The 17078-nt window shown below is 64.3% G+C and carries 13 protein-coding genes and 1 tRNA gene; 2 read left to right on the forward strand and 12 right to left on the reverse strand.

Annotated features, from left to right (window positions below; translation table 11 throughout):
* Nucleotides 1–59: 59 nt before the first annotated feature.
* From KKP04_RS00120 to KKP04_RS00145, 6 genes are all read right to left on the reverse strand, one after another.
* A complete protein-coding gene (locus KKP04_RS00120) occupies nt 60–3584 on the reverse strand; it encodes an error-prone DNA polymerase (RefSeq protein WP_215024738.1) in 3525 nt (1174 codons plus the stop codon).
* On the reverse strand, nt 3581–5467 hold the full coding sequence (locus KKP04_RS00125) for a DNA polymerase Y family protein (protein ID WP_215024741.1): 1887 nt from the start codon (nt 5465–5467) through the stop codon (nt 3581–3583). Before KKP04_RS00125 ends, KKP04_RS00120 begins: the two co-directional genes overlap by 4 nt.
* On the reverse strand, nt 5376–6269 hold the full coding sequence (locus KKP04_RS00130) for an ImuA family protein (protein ID WP_215024744.1): 894 nt from the start codon (nt 6267–6269) through the stop codon (nt 5376–5378). The genes KKP04_RS00125 and KKP04_RS00130 overlap by 92 nt, the downstream gene beginning before the upstream one ends.
* Before the next feature lie 202 nt (nt 6270–6471).
* Nucleotides 6472–7485, reverse strand: a complete 1014-nt coding sequence (cydB, locus tag KKP04_RS00135; RefSeq protein WP_251133800.1) for a cytochrome d ubiquinol oxidase subunit II — start codon at nt 7483–7485, stop codon at nt 6472–6474.
* Nucleotides 7486–7551: 66 nt separating this feature from the next.
* Nucleotides 7552–8946 (reverse strand): cytochrome ubiquinol oxidase subunit I, encoded by a 1395-nt coding sequence (locus KKP04_RS00140; RefSeq protein WP_215024747.1) that lies wholly within the window; start codon nt 8944–8946, stop codon nt 7552–7554.
* Nucleotides 8947–9122: 176 nt separating this feature from the next.
* Nucleotides 9123–9266 carry a DUF3096 domain-containing protein gene (locus tag KKP04_RS00145; protein ID WP_215024750.1) on the reverse strand — a complete coding sequence of 48 codons (144 nt, stop codon included), beginning with the start codon at nt 9264–9266 and terminating at the stop codon, nt 9123–9125.
* Nucleotides 9267–9450: 184 nt separating this feature from the next.
* Here KKP04_RS00145 and KKP04_RS00150 point away from each other — a divergent pair.
* Nucleotides 9451–9525, forward strand: a tRNA-Val gene (locus tag KKP04_RS00150).
* A 202-nt stretch (nt 9526–9727) separates the two neighbouring features.
* Here KKP04_RS00150 and KKP04_RS00155 read toward each other — a convergent pair.
* The 3 genes from KKP04_RS00155 to KKP04_RS00165 form a co-directional block, all read right to left on the reverse strand.
* The gene (locus KKP04_RS00155; RefSeq protein ID WP_215024753.1) at nt 9728–10774 is read right to left on the reverse strand and encodes a glycosyltransferase family 2 protein; all 1047 of its coding nucleotides are present in this window, start codon (nt 10772–10774) and stop codon (nt 9728–9730) included.
* Between the two features lie 105 nt (nt 10775–10879).
* Nucleotides 10880–12235 carry an ATP-binding protein gene (locus KKP04_RS00160; RefSeq protein WP_215024756.1) on the reverse strand — a complete coding sequence of 452 codons (1356 nt, stop codon included), beginning with the start codon at nt 12233–12235 and terminating at the stop codon, nt 10880–10882.
* A gap of 172 nt (nt 12236–12407) precedes the next feature.
* Nucleotides 12408–13142 carry a response regulator transcription factor gene (locus tag KKP04_RS00165; protein ID WP_215024759.1) on the reverse strand — a complete coding sequence of 245 codons (735 nt, stop codon included), beginning with the start codon at nt 13140–13142 and terminating at the stop codon, nt 12408–12410.
* Nucleotides 13143–13317: 175 nt separating this feature from the next.
* Between KKP04_RS00165 and KKP04_RS00170 the strand changes: the two genes are divergently transcribed.
* The gene (locus KKP04_RS00170) at nt 13318–14235 is read left to right on the forward strand and encodes a branched-chain amino acid aminotransferase (protein WP_215024762.1); all 918 of its coding nucleotides are present in this window, start codon (nt 13318–13320) and stop codon (nt 14233–14235) included.
* Nucleotides 14236–14345: 110 nt separating this feature from the next.
* Here KKP04_RS00170 and KKP04_RS00175 read toward each other — a convergent pair whose 3' ends face one another.
* Genes KKP04_RS00175 through KKP04_RS00185 form a run of 3 tightly spaced genes read right to left on the reverse strand, consistent with a single transcriptional unit; the run spans nt 14346 to nt 17076 of the window.
* A complete protein-coding gene (locus KKP04_RS00175) occupies nt 14346–15098 on the reverse strand; it encodes an ABC transporter ATP-binding protein (RefSeq protein WP_215024765.1) in 753 nt (250 codons plus the stop codon).
* Nucleotides 15095–15856 (reverse strand): ABC transporter ATP-binding protein, encoded by a 762-nt coding sequence (locus KKP04_RS00180; protein ID WP_215024768.1) that lies wholly within the window; start codon nt 15854–15856, stop codon nt 15095–15097. The genes KKP04_RS00175 and KKP04_RS00180 overlap by 4 nt, the downstream gene beginning before the upstream one ends.
* Entirely contained in the window at nt 15853–17076 is a 1224-nt protein-coding gene (locus KKP04_RS00185; RefSeq protein WP_215024771.1) for a branched-chain amino acid ABC transporter permease, read from the reverse strand. The genes KKP04_RS00180 and KKP04_RS00185 overlap by 4 nt, the downstream gene beginning before the upstream one ends.
* Nucleotides 17077–17078 lie beyond the last annotated feature (2 nt).

Raw genomic sequence — 17078 nt, forward strand, 5'->3', positions numbered from 1 at the left:
CGTCGTTCTCCTGCGGCAATGGCTTATGTCAGGGCTACAGGAAAGGATGTAAGTCAGCATTAGCGAAAATCGCGGCTTTTTAAGGTGCCCGTCCAATTCGAGTTAACCTTTGAACGTCGGCGCGGCTGTGCGGTTCCGTGAGCCACTTCGTCGCCGCGCCCGTAGCGGACGGCGAAGGCGTCGGCATCCGGTTGCAGACCGCCGAGGGCGCGGGTGAAATCGCTCAGGCGGCTGCTTACGACATGGATGACGCCGCTCTCCTTTTGCAGAACGCCTTCGCAGAGGATTACCTTTGCGCCGAAGACCGCGCGACGATACGTTTCGGAGAGCTTCGGCCATATGATGAGATTGGCCGCGCCCGTCTCGTCTTCAATGGTCATGAATATCGTTCCCTTTGCGGTGCCGGGGCGCTGGCGAAACAGCACGAGCCCAGCGATCGTCACGAAGCGCCCGTTCGGCAGCGTCTTCAGGTCGACGGCGCGGACCATGCCTTTCGCCTGAAGCTCGGCGCGCAGGAAGGCCATCGGGTGATTGCGAAGCGACAGGCCGAACACGGAATAATCCTCTGCGACGGCCTCTCCCGCGCCAAGCGGCGGCAGCGCGACCGCGCCCGGCTCGGACAGCGAAGCGGAAGGTGTCGTTTCCCGCGCGAACAGCGGCAATTCGTCCGCTTCAAGCCCCGCCACGTCCCACAGGGTTTCGCGTCGCCCCCGCGCCAGCGAGCCGAACGCGTCGGCGCGCGCGAGCGTGAGCATCGCGGCCGTGCCGAGCTTCGCGCGGCGCATCGCGTCCTCGGTGCTTCGGAACGGTCCGCCCGCCTCGCGCACCTCCACGATCCTTTTCGCGTCCTCCTCCCGCATGCCTGCCACGAGGCGGAAGCCGAGCCTGAGCGCATGCCGCCCGCCGTCCGCCGCCTCCAGCGTGTGATCCCATTCGCTCGCGTTCACGTCGGCGGCGCGCACTTCGACACCATGCTCGCGGGCGTCGCGAACGAGTTGCGCGGGCGCATAAAAACCCATCGGCTGGCTGTTGAGGATCGCGGCGGCGAACACGTCCGGGTAGTGGCATTTCATCCACGCCGAGCAGTAGACGAGGAGCGCGAAAGACGCCGCGTGGCTTTCCGGGAAGCCGTAAGTGCCGAAGCCCTGGATCTGGCTGAAGCAGCGCTCCGCGAAGTCGCGCGGATAGTTCCTTGCGAGCATGCCACCGATGAACTCGTCCTTGAACGTGCCGATGGTGCCGACCTTCTTGAACGTGGCCATCGCGCGGCGCAACTCGTCCGCGCGGCCCGCCGAGAAGCCCGCCGCGACGATGGCGATGCGCATGCATTGTTCCTGAAACAACGGCACTCCGAGCGTCTTTTCGAGGATGCCTTTCAGTTCTTCGCTCGGGAAGTTTACGTCTTCGAGGCCCTGCCGACGGCGCAGATAGGGGTGGACCATGTCGCCCTGGATCGGGCCGGGCCGAACGATGGCCACCTCGATCACGAGGTCGTAGAAGTTCTGCGGCTTGAGGCGCGGCAGCATCGTCTGCTGGGCGCGGCTTTCCACCTGAAACACCCCGATGGAATCGGCGCGCGACAGCATCGCGTAAACGGCCGGGTCTTCCGGCGGCACGGTGGCGGGCGTGAGGTCGCGGCCGTAATGCGCGCGGATGAGGTCGAAGCCTTTCGCGAGGCAGGTCAGCATGCCGAGCGCGAGCACGTCCACCTTCAGCATGCCGAGCGCTTCGATGTCGTCCTTGTCCCACGAAACGATGGTGCGGTCCTCCATCGCCGCGTTTTCGATGGGTACGAGTTCGTCGAGACGCCCGCGCGCGATGAGGAAGCCGCCGGGATGCTGCGACAAATGGCGCGGGAAGCCGATCAGCTCGCGTGTCAGCTCAAGGCAGAGCATGAGACGCGGGTCGCTCGCGTCGAGGCCGAGCGAGGCAAGGTCGCCCGGATCGACGCCGCCATCGCTCCAGCCCCAGACCGAGCCGGACAGCGCCGCCGTCACGTCCGGCGAAAGCCCGAGCGCCTTGCCCACCTCGCGCACCGCGCCGCGCGTGTGATAACAGATGACGGTGGCGCACAGCCCCGCGCGGTGGCGACCAAAGCGGGTATAAATATATTGAATCACCTCTTCGCGGCGTTCGTGCTCGAAATCGACGTCGATGTCGGGCGGCTCGTGGCGCGCGTCCGAGATGAAGCGCTCGAACAGGAGGTTGGAGCGCGCGGGGTCAACGCCCGTGATGCCGAGCGCGTAGCACACGGCCGAGTTCGCCGCCGAGCCGCGCCCCTGATGCAGGATGTTTTTCTCGCGCGCGAAGCGGACGATGTCTTCGACCGTCAGGAAAAACGGCGCGTAATCGAAGCGCGCGATCAGTTCGAATTCGTGCCGCACTTGCGTGGCCACCGTGTCGGGCACGCCAGCCGGATAGCGCCATGCGAGCCCCTCCCATGTGAGGCGTTCCAGCCGGGCCTGTGGAGCTTCGCCATCGGGCGCGATTTCCTCGGGGTATTCGTAGGTCAGTTCGGCGAGGCTGAAGGTGCAGCGCGCCGCAAGCTTGGCCGTGTTGGTCACGGCCTCCGGATACCCCGCGAACAGCCGCGCCATCTCTGCGGGCGCTTTCAGGTGCCGCTCGGCATTCGCCGCGAGCCGGAAGCCCGCCTCGTCGATGGTGCAGGTGTGGCGGATGCAGGTGAGCACGTCCTGAAGGCGGCGGCGCGTAGGGGTGTGGTAGAGCACGTCGCCGGTTGCGACGAGCGGCACGCGAAGGATGTCGGCGAGCGCGGCGAGACGAGCGATGCGCTGACCGTCATCGCCCCGAAAGCGGTGGCTTGCGGCGAGGTAGACGCGCGCCGGCAGCCGCGCGGCGAGCGTTTGCAGGTGGCGGCGGAAGTCGCCCATACGACGCGGATGCCGGAAGATGTCGTCCGGCGGCAGCACGGCGACGATCTGGCCTTCCGAAAAGGTAATGAAATCATCCAGGGTGAGGCGGCATTCGCCTTTCGGAATCGCGTCTTCCGGTTCGCGATCGCTGCGGCTGGAGGCCGGACTTGCGTCTTCACCTGGCTTCGCTCGTTGCGATTCTGCCCCGTCGAATGACGCGGCATCCTTTATATCGGCAGACGGGAAAGAGGGCGACGCTTCCGACGGCCTTTTTCGCCACGGCAAAACATTCGAGGTTGCTTCCCGCGTTTGCCGCTCGAAAACCGGTAAAGGGTTCACAGGGGCTTTCGAGGCGCCTTGGGCGGCGGCGCGGGCATCGCTCTTGACGACGCGATCCGACTTGCCGAGCGTCAGAAGCCGGCACAGACGCCCGTAAGCCGCGCGGTCAGTCGGATAGCAGAGGAGGTCCGGCGCGCCGTCGACGAACGAAAGGCGGCAGCCGATGACAAGCTTTACGCCATGATCGCGGGCGGCGAGATGCGCGCGTACGACGCCCGCGAGCGAGTTTCTGTCCGTGATCGCGATGGCGGAAAGGCCGAGTTCAACCGCGCGCGCTACGAGTTCGTGCGCATGCGACGCGCCTTCGAGGAACGAAAAGTTCGTAGCGGCCTGAAGTTCGGCATAGCGCGGCGGCGCTGCTCCCGCGTTCATGCGAATACTCCGTGTAAATACCAGCGCGGCGGGCGCTCGCCGCCATATTCTCCCTCGCGATAGACCCAGAACCGCATGCCGTGCGCGCTTTCCACACGATAATAATCGCGGACCTCGCGCTCTTCGTCGCGCAGCCCCCGCCACCATTCGGACGCGATTCGCTCCGGCCCGTCGGCGCGAACGATGCGGTGGACGACCTTGCGCCAGCGGAACAGCATCGGCGGCGCGTCGGGAAGCGCGGCGGTCACGTCGATGGGGTGAGGCCGGGAAAAGAGACGGACGGGACGCTCGGGCAGCATTTCCCACGGCGAAGGCCCCGCAGCCGGTTGCTTCCGAGCGCTCTTTTTTCTGCCCGCTGCCCGCGCTTTTCCTGGCGGAAGGGAAACTGCGTTGGTGTGCGAGGGCGGCGCGGGCCGGGCAACGGATGAAGCGGGCACATTAGCCGCGATCGCTTCGCTTGTTTGTGGCTTGAGGGACACGCCCGGATAGTCCGGCAGTCTGGCGTCCCTTGAACGCAGCTCGGCCGATGCACCGCTCGCTTCACAGAGGGCAAAGGGAAACGCCTCCTTTTCCTCGGCCGCCAGACGCGGAGTCGCCGCGACCGCGAACACCGCTGCCGCGTCGGCGAGCGCCGGTTGCCTTGACACGCCCCGTTCCGGGATGTGGCTTTCGCGCGGAGCGAAGCGATAGACGCGCCCTTCGCCGAAGCGGTTTTCGAGGCCGTCGATCAGCGCCGCGAGATCTTCGAGGCCCGCTTCGCCTTGCCCCCCTCGCAAGATGCTGGACTGGCGCGCTTCGAGCGGCTCCACCTTCGAGGCGAAGATCATGGCCGAATCGATGCCGAAGCCCGGATCGATCAGCGGCAGCTTCTCGCGGAAAAGGCGCATGACGCGGACCGGATCGCGGCAGGGCAGCGCCGTTGTCACGGCCTGTCCTTCGACGCCGCCATCGACGCGGAAGAAGCTCACCTCGAAGGTGAGGCCACCCTGCCGCTCCCGTTCAAGGCGGCGGCACAGCATGTCGAGCAGCGCGCGCGTCACGCGCTCGATGTCTTCCGGCGCGGCCAAAGGTTCGGCAAAACGCAGGCGTTCGAGCCACGGCGTCGGCGCGCGCAGGAAATCGATGCTTTCGTCGGCGCGGCCGAGTGCCTTGTCGAGCTGGGGCAGGAGGCCCGGGAAGCGACGCGCGAGACCGGCGCGCGGCAGGGGCAGCACGTCGCCGACGGTGTAGAGACCGAGCTTGCGCAGCACGCTCGCGGTTTTCGTGGCGATGCGGAGCCGTTCGACGGGCAGCGGCGCGAGCAGGGTGGCAAGACCGGTTTCCACGCGCCGACCGTCCTCGCTCCCGAAAAGGGTTGCCTGCCCCGGCAGAAGCGACGGCTCGTCTCCGGCGGTTGCGGCGAAGTCGCCCGCGATCACGGAGCGTTCGGCGTGATGGGCGAGCGCGAAGGCCGCGCCGAAGGTGGGCGCGATGGCGGCACGTGCGGGGATGCCGCGCGTTTCGAGGCGGTCCAGAAGGTCATCCGCAAGTTCGTTTTCATCGCCGAAGAGATGCGCGCAGCCCGTGATGTCGAGCCACAGGCCGGACGGCGCGGGCGCGGTTGCGGGCGTATAGCGCTGCGCCCACAACGCGAGTGCCGTGCGCGCGTCCGCCTCGGCGGCAGGGTCGGCGTCGGCGGTGACGAGTTTCGGGCACACCGCGAGCGCGTCGGCCAGCGGCTGATGCAGATAAAGCCCCGCCTCGATGGCTGGGCCGTCCAGCGCGGCGATGCGGCGGATGGCGCCCTGCTTCTCAAGAAGGGCCAGCGGTTCGCGCCGCTTCGCGAGCCTCGGGCGCTTCAGCCGCGCGAGCGTCATCGCGAAGTTCGGCAACCACACGTACATGGCCCGCTTTCCAGTGGCCCGCTTCAAGGTTCCCGTCTGCGCCATCGAGCGCCTCCACGATAAAGGATGCGGTTCTTCCGTTGCGGCAATAATCGAGGTCGAGACGCCAGCGCGGCGGCCCGAGGCTGCCGAAGACATCGGACGAAGGGACGGCGGCGACGCGCCAGCGGGTGGATGCGGCTCCGCTCGGCTCGCCCGTGACACCCCTGGGCTTCACCACATGGCGGCGGATGAGGAGGGCGAGCGTGCCTGAAGCCCGCGCGGCGGCATCGAGCCTGCGCCCGGTTTTCAGCGTGAGCGCGCCCGCCTCGCCGAGCACGGATGCGACAGCGCGCGAATGAAGCGCTTCCTCCATCACGGCCAACACCTCGGTATCTTTCCGGCAGTCCACGAAGACGATGCGCGCCGGATCGAGGCCGAAGCGGCGAAGTCCGGGCACGTAACAGTCGGTCTGGCTTGCGGCCCACAGCGCGAAGCCGCCGCGCGCGCGTAGATGAGCGGCGAGCACCGTCGCCGCGAAGCCTGTCACCGCTGGCGCAAGTTCGGCTTCGAGCGCGTTCGCGGTGAATTCATGCAGCGCGCCGAGCAAAAGGCCGCCTCCAGGCAGCGGCGCGTTCAGCCGCGCATCCGCGAAGGGCAGCACGGGGTGCGCCCGATCGTCATCGAGAGTATGGCCCTCGATGGCGCGGACCTGCATCCTGAGCGCGTCCAGGGCGCCGGAAACCGCAGTTGCGCTTTCTCGCATCGCGGTTTGCGGCCGCTTGCCTTTTTCGGCGGAAACTGGCGGGGAAGTGACGCTCATGGCACATATGATCCTGCTTTGTTCTTGTTTTGGACCATAACTCCACGACAGTCAATCCGTTTTGTTCTCCATTTGGGGCAAACGAGCGGGGCCGAGGATCGGCGAAGGCGCGCCGTCGCGCCCGGACGCGACGCTGCAAGCTTTGGCGTCGATCAGCCCGCGTCGAACGGAGTCGGATTTATCGAAGCTCGGCTAAACGCACTCAGTGATAGCCTTCGCCCTCCGTCACCTTGCCCCGGAAGGTCCAGTACACGAAGGCGGTGTAGCCGAGCACGAGCGGCAGGAAAAGGAGCGCGCCGATCAACGAGAAGATCTGCGATTCGGGGACGGCAGCAGCCTGCCAAAGCGTGATCGACGGGAAGACGAGATAGGGAAACACCGAGATTCCAAGCCCTAGGAAGCACAGAAGAAACAACGTCATCCCACCGAGAAAGGTTTGCAGGCCCGAGCCCTTGCGCGCGCCGCGATAGGTGAGGAGCGCCGTCACGGCCGTCAGGAACGGCACCGGCCAAAGCCAGACAATGTGCCCGCCGCGAAACCAACGCTCCGCAATATGATCCGACATGAGCGGTGTCCAGAGGCTCACCGCCGCCACAAAAAACAGCGTCGCATAAAGCGCCCATTCCGCATGCCGCTGGGCGCGGCGCGCGAGATCGCCGTCGGTTTTCATCATCACCCACGCCGAGCCAAGCAGGATATAGCCCGCCATCAGCCCGACACCGCACAGAAGCGAAAACGGCGTCAGCCAGTCGAACGTGCCGCCCGCGAATTCGCGGTTCTGGATGTCGATGCCCTGCATGAAGCCGCCCAGCACCACGCCTTGCGCGAAAGTCGCCACCGTCGAGCCGAGGGCGAAGGCGCGGTCCCACCAGTGGTGGTGCGGCTTCGACACGAAGCGGAATTCGAACGCCACGCCGCGGAAGACGAGCGCCAGCAGCATCACGAAGATCGGGATGTAGAGCGCGGGCAGGATCGTGCCATAGGCGAGAGGGAAAGCGACGAGCAGCCCCGCGCCGCCGAGCACCAGCCACGTCTCGTTGCCGTCCCAGTAAGGCGCGATGGCGTTCATCATGTGGTCGCGCTCTTCCTCGCTCCTGCCGGAAAGGAAAAGCATGCCGATGCCGAGGTCGAAGCCGTCGAGCAGCACATACATCACGATGGCGAGGCCGATAAGCGCGGCCCAGACGAGGGGTAGCCAGTACGCGATTTCACCCATGGCTTAACTCCTCAGTTTCCTTCGAGTGCATGATCTTGTCGCAAAACCGGATTTCGCTTTTGCGGATCATGCACGACCGCGCCCGCTTTCCGTCGCCGCCGAGATGGGCCGCGCGGGTGTGCCTTCGTCGAGCCCTGACGGCGCCTGCAACACAGGGCCTTTGTGGATCAACCGGTTGATGTAGACGATGCCGGCGGAGAACACGATCAGGTAGACGAAGAAGAAGAGGGTGAGCGATGCTCCAACCGCGCCGGACGCCACGGGCGAAACTCCTTCCGACGTCCGCATGAGACCGGTTGCGATCCAGGGCTGGCGGCCGACTTCCGTTGTGATCCAGCCCGCGATCACGGCGACGAAGCCGAGCGGCCACGACCAGGACGCCGCACGCATGAAGGTTCGACTCTCGAACAGCCGTCCGCGCCACCAGAGGAACCCGCCCACGCCTGCGAGCACGATGAACCAGAGCCCGATGGCGACCATCAGACGGAAGCCGAAAAACGGCATGGTGAGCGGCGGGCGGTCGTCGGGTTTGAAATCCTTGAGCCCCGGAAACAGACCGTTCCAGTCATGCGTGATGATGAGGCTGCCGAGGTTGGGAATCGCGATTTCGTAGTCGTTAGACTCCGTCCGCGCGTTCGGCAACGCGAACAGGACGAGGCCAGCGGGCTTCGTGCCGTCCCAATGCGCTTCCATCGCGGCAAGTTTCGCCGGTTGATATTGCGCGGTCTTGAGGCCGTGCTGATCGCCGATGAACGCCTGAAGCGGCGCGAGGACGAGGATCATTGCCAGCGCCATGCGCACCATGACTCGGCTCTCTTCGGCATAGCGGTTCTGAAGCCAGTAGCGCGCGCCGACCGAGAGAACCACGATGGCGGTCGTGATATAGGCCGCCGTCACCATATGCGCGAAGCGATGGGGAAAGGTCGGGTTGAAGATCACCGCGAGCCAGTCCACCGGCACCGCAATGCCGTCGCGCACCTCATGGCCGGTGGGATATTGCATCCAGCTGTTGGCCGACAGAATCCAGAACGCGGAAAGCAGCGTGCCGAAGGCGACCATGCAGCTTGAAAAGAAGTGAAGGCCGCGCGGCACGCGGTTCCAGCCGAACAGCATGATGCCGAGGAACGTAGCTTCGAGGAAGAAGGCCGTCATCACCTCGTAGCCGAGCAGCGGGCCGATCACGTTGCCGGTGGCCACCGAAAAGCGGCTCCAGTTCGTGCCGAACTGGTAGGACATCGGCAGGCCGGACACGACGCCCATGGCGAAGGATACCGCGAAGATCTTGGTCCAGAACCGAGCGAGGCGGTGATACCTGTCGTCGCCCCGGAAATACCAGATGCCTTCGAGCGTCGCGATGTAGGATGCAAGGCCGATGGTGAACGCCGGGAAGATGATGTGGAACGTCACCGTGAAGGCGAACTGGATGCGGGCCAGAAGTGTCGCGTCTAATCCGAAGTCCATCGGCGTCTCCTGCGATGCGGGCGTCCTTCAAACCGTCGCTAGCGATTCCGACATTTGCTCGCGAGGGTGCAACATAGGTGAGCAAATGTCGGAATCGCTGCACTAGCGCGGGGTTTGCTGTCTCGATCAGGCGCGCGGCCGTCAGGCAAGCATACGCACCCTGCGCGGCGCTGACGCTAGAACCTCCGCGAGCCGACCAACCCGAGAATGCCTACGAGAATCAGATAGATAGCGACGACGTAATTGAGGAGCGCGGGGCGGAGCAGGATGAGGATGCCGGCGAGGATCGCGATAATGGGCTGCAGGGGAATGCCGTTCATTGAAATGCCTCCTGAAGTGGTCCGGGGCCTGATGGACCGGGAAATCGGCCCGCATGAAAAAGTCTCAAGACAAGCTCATGTTCCGACGATTGTCTGCTTGAAGCGCGATTTCGTGCGTGCTATGAGAGCGGCTCCAAAGGCGGGGCGCGACCGAAACACGGGCGATATCCTCGCATTCCGGTTCGGACACGTAGCTCAGCGGTAGAGCACTACGTTGACATCGTAGGGGTCACAGGTTCAATCCCTGTCGTGTCCACCATCTTGCTCGCAGCGCATTGTTATCGCACCTCTTTGTTTTTTGAGTGGAACACCAGGGTGGGACAAAGATTTCGCCGTCTGCGGACCCCTGACCAGCCCGCCGCGATCCGAGCACAACGACGGGCGTCTGCGCAAGCCAGGCAAGCATGAAGCGGCCTTCTGAAAGCCCTCAAGTCGAGTTGGGCGGTTACAAACCGCCCTCATCAATAGCCGTCGATCTCCCGGTAGTATTCGTATTGAAGCGAGAGCATCGCGCCCAGAACACCAGCCGCGAAAGCGATGTTGCGGCCGCCTTCGAGCGCGGTGAACTTGAAACGGCGCATGTCGAACGGGGCAAACAGCGGCGCAACGATGAACTGCCCCAGCCCGCGCAACAGCCGGGGCACGGCGGCAATTCCATGCTTGCGAAGCGCGGCGGCGAAACCTTTGGTCGCGCGGTAATGGGCGAATTTCTGGCCGCCATGCGCGAGCCCGCGCGCGATGTAGCGCTTGTAGGTCAGGCGCGAGCGATGCACCTCGTCCATGACCACGGGCAATCGCGACAGGGCGATGACGGCACCCAGCGCGCGGGCACGGCCGAAAAAGTCTCCATCCTCGCCGCCTGCGAGAGCGAGGCGCTCATCGAAGCGCAGCGCCATGCCGTCGTCGCGGATCAGCCTCGCGGAAAACATCACGCCGCATGTCCCGGCCGAGGGGCGCAGCCGCCCGGAAAGGGGGGCGTCGTTTTCGACCACCTCGACGATACCTGTCTCGCCGGTAGCCCAGAACGGCGGCGGATCGGGAAAGATCGGCACGATATGCGGCTGCACCACGTCGACGCCGTCGCGCCTTGCGGCGTCGAGATGTTTCGCGAGGAAGGCCGGATGCGCGACCTGGTCGTCATCGAGAAACACGACGCGCTCGGCGTCAATCGCAAGCGCGGCGGCCAGCACGCGATTCCGTGCCATCGGGATGCCGCGCCGTGGCTCATGGATATAAAGAATGGGGAAGGGCGAGGCGGCGGCGCACGCCTCGACTATGGTCTTGCATGCGGGCGTGGCGTCGTTCTCGACCACCACGATGCGCACGTCGTGGCCGGCTACGCCTTCCTGCGCCATGACCGATCGGATACAGCGCTCCAGCATCCGGGGCCGCTTGACGGTGCAGATGCCGACGCAGATGACGGAAAACCGGCTCGTTGCGGCTCGGGGTTGCGAGGGTGCTGGCGAGTGGGGCGTTTCCGCGAGGTCTATGACAGGTGCTGATCCCATGGAGGATCGCATAGCGGGCGCTGCCTGCGCGAGGCTTGCCGCCGATCGCCTGCCGCGTCCTTTCAGGGGCGGCGCATGCAATGGCAACGAATAAGTTGGGGCAGCCTAATCGGCGGCGACGTCCTCGCTTATATGCATCGCCGGAATGCGGATCACCGCCTTCAAGCCGCCGAGATTGCTCCTGTCGAGCGTGATGTCGCCGCCGTGGCTTCTCACGATGTCGCGCGCGATGGCAAGACCGAGGCCCGTGCTTTTCTTGTTCTGGTTGCGCGCCGCGTCGAGGCTGTGGAACGGCCGGAACACGACCTCGCGCTTGTCCGCCGGAATACCGGGGCCGTCGTCCTCGACCACCACCGTCAGCCAGCCATGCGAGCGCAGCGCGCGGATCTGGATCGTGGTCGCGTAGCGTGTCGCATTGGTGACGAGGTTCAGCACCGCGCGCTTGAACGCGTTGCGGCGCAGCGCCACGATCAGCGGGTTTTGCCGCACGTCGAGCCGAAGCGTCTTGCCCGGCTCTTCCACCGCCGTCTGCACCTCTTCGAGAATGCTGCGGACGTCGACGCGCCGGATCTTCTCGCCCGCCGCACCCTTCGCGAAGGCCATGTAGTCTTCGAGCATCTGCTGCATCTCGTCGACGTCACGCTTCAGCGCCTCGATCTGTGGCGCGTGCATCATCGCAAGCTGAAGACGAAAGCGGGTGAGGATCGTGCGCAGATCATGGCTGACGCCTGCGAGCATGATGGTACGCTGTTCGACGTGGCGCTCGATCCGGTCGCGCATGTCGAGGAACGCCTGGGCCGCGAGCCGCACTTCGCGCGCGCCGCGAACGCGGAAATCCGGCGGCGCGGGGCGGCCGCGCCCGAAGCGGTCGGCGGCGTCGGCAAGCGCCAGAATCGGGCGAATCTGGTTCCTCAGAAACAGGATCGCGACGATGAGCAGTATGGTCGCAGAGGTCACCATCCACACGATGAAGAAGTGCGTGTTGGACGGGATGAGCTGCGCGCGCTGTGCGAGCACTCGCATCACCGCGCCTTCGAGCTTGATGCGCACCTCGATGTAGTTCGAGGAACCGACCGTGTCGATCCAGTACGGCCTGTTGAGGCGGCGGCTGATTTCCCCCGAAAGGTAGCGGTCGAGGAAGCCGAAGAACGGCTTCGACCTCGTGACGGGCAGTTGTTCGCCCGGCAGGAAGCGCACCGACAGCGACAGGTTTTCGCGCGCGAGGCGGGAGAGGCGGTCGAGATCGGCCTGGGTCTTCGCCGTCATCGTCTCGTAGGTATCGGCGAGCATGGCGATGTCCTGTGCCGTCGCGACGGAGAGACGGCGCGTCACGACCTGCCAATGCCGGTCGAGAAAGACGAAGGCGAGGATCGATTGCAAGATGACGATCGGCGCAATGATGATGATGAGCGCGCGAGTGTAAAGGCCCTTCGGCGCGAGCGAGCCGACAGCGGAAAACACGCGTCCGAGGAAGGGCGCGCGATAGGTGGGCTCGTTTTCCCGCGCCGGAACGGGCGGAGACGCGGCCGGCGTGCCCTTTGCCTTGTCGGTCAGGTCCAGCTTGATGGCTTCGGTCCCTTGTTTGCCGCTGTCTGCCGAGGTGCGATTTGCGAGCCGCGAACAAGCATGCGCCTCAGTCCAGATAAAGAATGTATCCCTTGCCGCGCACGGTATGGAGATAAGCCGGGTTCGCCGGATCGGTCTCGATCTTCTGGCGAAGCCGGTTGATCTGCACGTCGACGGCGCGCTCGTTCTCATACTCGCCGAGCCTTGCGAGATCCTCGCGCGACACGGGTTCGCCGCCCGCCAGTGCGAATTCGCGCAGCACCTCGCGCTCGCGGTCGGTCAGGCGGATCGGCTCGTCGCCGCGCTTCAACTCGTTCTTCCTGAGGTCGAACAGGAACGGCCCGAAGCGCACCTCGCCGTGCTTCGTCTTGGGCGAAGCGTGACGGCGAAGGATGTTTTGCAGGCGCAGCAAAAGTTCGCGCGGCTCGAACGGCTTCGCCACATAGTCGTCCACGCCGAGTTCCAGACCCCGCACGCGGTGCTCCGGCTCCGACCGTGCCGTCAGCATGAGGATGGCGACATCGGATTCCTTCCTCAGCCAATCGGCGATGTCGAAGCCGCTCTCGCCCGGCATCATCACGTCGAGGATGAGGCAGTCGAAAGCGATGCTCCGAAGCTTCGCGCGCGCGGCCGCGCCGTCGCCGGCCTGAGTTACGCGGAACCCGTTCTGGCGAAGATATCCCGCCAGCAGATCGCGGATGCGTTCGTCGTCGTCCACAACGAGAATGTGCGGCGCGTCGTCGGAGAGCGGGGGCGCGTCCATCTCGGACGCCGGCACGGCGGACGCTGTCACGGCGGTCATGGGCAGGTGGGCCTCATTCTTCCAAAGCTTGACGATTAAGTGATGATAAGTTTTGACTGGACGCAAGCGATATTGAAGCGCTTTATTTCGTTCACTCTGGCATTTCCGAGGCTGGAGTCGTGTGCATTGCGCACCGTTTTCTGACGAACAAGAGCAAGAACGATTGGAGATTGCGATGGCTGGCCCAGCCCCTGTTCCTTATGACCAACGCGACGGTTTCATTTGGATGGACGGCGGCCTCGTACCGTGGCGCGATGCGAAGGTGCATGTCCTGACGCACGCCCTCCATTACGGCAGCGGCGTGTTCGAAGGCGCGCGCATCTATGAGGGCGAGGTTTTCGCGTCCCTGCGCCATGCCGAGCGGCTTCGCAAATCGGCGGAAATCATCGGCTTCGAAGTGCCCTATTCGGCAGAGCAACTCGATCAGGCGTTCCGCGACGTGATCAAGGCGCAGAAGCTCGACGAAGGCTATATCCGCCCGATCGCGTGGCGCGGCCCGGAAGAAATTGGCGTCGCCGCCAAGCATACGAAGATCCACGTCGCCGTCGCCGTTTGGGAATGGGGTTCCTACTTCCCGATGGAAGAGCGGCTGAAAGGCATCCGCCTGTGCTTCGCGCAGTACCGCCGCCCCGATCCGGCGACTGCCCCGTGCACCGCGAAGGCGGCCGGACTGTACATGATCTGCACCATCGAGAAGCATCGCTCGATGGACCTCGGCTATAATGACGCGCTGATGCTCGACTGGCGCGGCTTCGTCGCCGAGGCCACAGGCGCGAACATCTTCTTCGTGAAGGACGGCCAGATTCACACGCCGCTGGCGGACTGCTTCCTGAACGGCATCACGCGCCAGACCCTCATCGCGCTGGCGAAGGCGCGCGGCATCGCGGTGCACGAACGCCGTATCCAGCCGGAGGAAATGGCGGGCTTCGAGCAGTGCTTCCTGACCGGTTCGGCTGCCGAAGTGACGCCTGTCTCCGAGATCGGCGAATATCGCTTCACGGTGGGCGAGATCACGAAATCGCTCATGGAAGAATACAGCGCGCTCGCGCGTCCGAGCACGCGGCCGGACAACCGGCGCGAGCTGGCGGCTTGACTTGCCGCTCTGTCGCTTAAAAGTCGGGATGCCGACGCCTGAGACGCTTTCGTTTCTCGGGCGCCGCGTTTCTTGGGATGGCGCTTGGCCGCCATCCTTCGTCTTGCCCCTCAGATCGCCAGATACCGGAGGCGCAACTCCTCATCGTCGAGCACATCCTTCGCAGCGCCGTCGTAAACGACCTCTCCTGAATCGAGGATGACCGCGCGATCGGAGAGATGGAGTGCGGCGACGGCGTTTTGCTCCACGATGATGCTGGTAATGCCCGCGGCCCGCACCTCAAGAAGCGCCTTCGCAATGTCGTGCCTGACAACGGGGGCAAGTCCTTCGTAAGGTTCGTCCAGAAGCAGCAGCTTGACATCGCGAGCAAGCGCCCTGGCAATAGCCAGCATCTGCTGCTCGCCGCCTGACATCGTGGTGCCCTCCTGCTTCCGCCGCTCCGCCAAGCGTGGAAACAACGCATAAATGCGCTCGAAAGGCCACCCCACCTCGCCAGAGATAATGGCGAGCTGCAAGTTCTGCTCGACCGTCAGGCCGGGAATGATCCGGCGGTCTTCCTGGACGAGCTGGATTCCCGCCTGCGCCGCGATGTAGTTCGGCTTGCCGTCCAGCCTGAGACCATCGAGACAGATCTCTCCGCTGCGGAGTTCCGGGTTTGTTGCACGGGCGATTGCCCGAAGGGTGGAAGTCTTGCCCGCGCCGTTGCGTCCCAAAAGGGCGAGGATCTGCCCCTTCTCCAGAGAGAACGACACATTTTGAACGATGTAGCTGTCGCCGTAATAGGCGTCGAGACCGCGGCAGAAGAAAAATGGCGCTGCGTTCGCTTCGCTTGTATTGGGGCGGTCAAGTGTCCGAACGCTCATAGCTCCTCGTCTCCAAGATAGGCCTCGATGACTTTCGGGTTGCCTTTGATTTCTTCGGGAGCGCCCTGCGCTATCACCCGTCCATTTGCAAGAACCGTGATCCGATCCGCGAGCGAAAAGACCACGTGCATGTCGTGCTCGATGATCACGATCGTCATGCCCGATTGCTTGATCTTCTTGAGGAGATCCACGGTGGCGTTGGTGTCCGCGCGGGCCATCCCCGCCGTCGGCTCGTCGAGAAGCAGAAGCTTCGGCTTCTGCGTCAGGCACATAGCCAGTTCGAGCCGCCGCTTGTCTCCGCGTGATAAAGCGCTTGCGAGGTGATTGAAGTGGTACCCAAGGCCAAGATCGGTCAGCACCTTTTCCGCTGTGCTGACGATTTCATGCTGTGCGTCGAAGCGGGAGAACAGGTGGAGGCTGAACGCTCCATCCCGACGGGCCAGCATCGACATCATCACATTCTCGATGACGGTAAGATCGCCGAATATTTCCGGCGTCTGAAACACGCGTGCGACGCCAAGCTGGCAGATTTCATGCGGATGACGCCCGGTAAGCTCCACGCCATCGAACAGAACCTTGCCCTGGGTGGGTTCCAGTCGCCCGACGCAGACATTGAGCAAGGTCGATTTGCCCGCGCCGTTGGGGCCGATGATGGCGTGCGTCTCGCCCTGGCGGATGTCGAGATTGACATCGGCCAGAGCATGCAGGCCCGCAAAGGTCTTGTGGACGTGGTCGATATGCAAGACGATGTTGTTCATTGCGCTGTCGTCCCGATTTTGGCTTCGGCCAAGGCTTTTTCCGGCGCGGGGTGCGCTCCGTAGTCGGCCGGCATTTCCTCGATCACGCTTTCACCCACGATGTCGCGCTGCGCAGAGTCGCCGAGAGATTTGACGGGCGGCGTGTGCTTCACCCTGAAGACGCGCATCACGCCTTCCATGATGCCTCCGGGCAGGAAGATGACGACCACCATGAACAACAGGCCCAGCGTGAGCTGCCAGCCTTCGCCGACGAACAGCGACAAGGTCTTCACAACGCCGTCATGGATGCTTTCCGGCAGGAATGACAACGTAGTGCCCAGTTGGGCCTCGTTGTAGGCGGAGAAGATGTTCTCGAAATACTTGATCACGCCCGAGCCGAGCACAGGACCAAGCAGCGTTCCCGCGCCCCCGAGGATGGTCATGAGAACGACCTCTCCGGAAGCCGTCCACTGCATGCGCTCCGCTCCGGCCAGCGGGTCGGTCGCCGCCATCAGAGAGCCGGCGAGCCCCGCATACATGCCCGAAATGACGAAGGCGGTCAGCAGGTATGGGCGAGAGTTGAATCCCGTGTATCCCATGCGGTTCTGGTTCGTCTTGATCGCCCGCAACGTCATGCCGAAGGGCGAGCGGAAGATCGCCACGGAGAACGCGAAAGCCACAACAAGCACGGCCGCGCAAACATAGTAGCCGGTCCAGCCCGTCATTGGCAGACCGAAAAGCGATGGAGACTGGCCGAGCACACCGACCGCCGAGTCGAGGTATCGCGGATCATCCCGCAGCACGCGCAACCCGGTTTCGCCATTCGTAATGGGCGTCAGTACCGAGTAGGCCAGATTATAGCACATCTGGGCGAAGGCCAGCGTCAGGATCGAGAAGTAGATTCCCGAGCGCCGCAGGCTGACATATCCGATGGCGAGCGCGAACAGGCCCGACACGAGGATCGCCCCGATCACTGCGGGGAGAATGTTTACGGACACGAGCTTGAACGACCATACCGCTGCATAAGAGCCCACGCCAAGGAATACGGCGTGGCCGAACGACAGGTAGCCGGTAAGGCCGAACAGGATATTGAAGCCGACCGCAAAGATGCCGAAGATGGCGAACTTCACGAGAAGATCCGGATAACCCGCTCCGAAGGGCGCTGCGAGCAGCGGGGCGGCGACCGCCGCGACCGCGAAGCAGCCCAGCAGGATGACGTCTCTGACCTTTGTGTTCCGCATCG

It is taken from the genome of Rhodomicrobium sp. Az07 (assembly GCF_018619475.1).
Classification (GTDB): domain Bacteria; phylum Pseudomonadota; class Alphaproteobacteria; order Rhizobiales; family Rhodomicrobiaceae; genus Rhodomicrobium.

What these genes read in the sequence shown, in the direction of transcription:
- KKP04_RS00180 (WP_215024768.1), bottom strand. Translation starts at nt 15,856, where the DNA reads ATGAACAACATCGTCTTGCATATCGACCACGTCCACAAGACCTTTGCG.
- KKP04_RS00130 (WP_215024744.1), bottom strand. Translation starts at nt 6,269, where the DNA reads ATGAGCGTCACTTCCCCGCCAGTTTCCGCCGAAAAAGGCAAGCGGCCG.
- KKP04_RS00155 (WP_215024753.1), bottom strand. Translation starts at nt 10,774, where the DNA reads ATGGGATCAGCACCTGTCATAGACCTCGCGGAAACGCCCCACTCGCCA.
- KKP04_RS00170 (WP_215024762.1), top strand. Translation starts at nt 13,318, where the DNA reads ATGGCTGGCCCAGCCCCTGTTCCTTATGACCAACGCGACGGTTTCATT.
- KKP04_RS00185 (WP_215024771.1), bottom strand. Translation starts at nt 17,076, where the DNA reads ATGCGGAACACAAAGGTCAGAGACGTCATCCTGCTGGGCTGCTTCGCG.
- KKP04_RS00175 (WP_215024765.1), bottom strand. Translation starts at nt 15,098, where the DNA reads ATGAGCGTTCGGACACTTGACCGCCCCAATACAAGCGAAGCGAACGCA.
- KKP04_RS00140 (WP_215024747.1), bottom strand. Translation starts at nt 8,946, where the DNA reads ATGGACTTCGGATTAGACGCGACACTTCTGGCCCGCATCCAGTTCGCC.
- KKP04_RS00165 (WP_215024759.1), bottom strand. Translation starts at nt 13,142, where the DNA reads ATGACCGCCGTGACAGCGTCCGCCGTGCCGGCGTCCGAGATGGACGCG.
- KKP04_RS00125 (WP_215024741.1), bottom strand. Translation starts at nt 5,467, where the DNA reads ATGTACGTGTGGTTGCCGAACTTCGCGATGACGCTCGCGCGGCTGAAG.
- KKP04_RS00145 (WP_215024750.1), bottom strand. Translation starts at nt 9,266, where the DNA reads ATGAACGGCATTCCCCTGCAGCCCATTATCGCGATCCTCGCCGGCATC.
- cydB (WP_251133800.1), bottom strand. Translation starts at nt 7,485, where the DNA reads ATGGGTGAAATCGCGTACTGGCTACCCCTCGTCTGGGCCGCGCTTATC.
- KKP04_RS00120 (WP_215024738.1), bottom strand. Translation starts at nt 3,584, where the DNA reads ATGAACGCGGGAGCAGCGCCGCCGCGCTATGCCGAACTTCAGGCCGCT.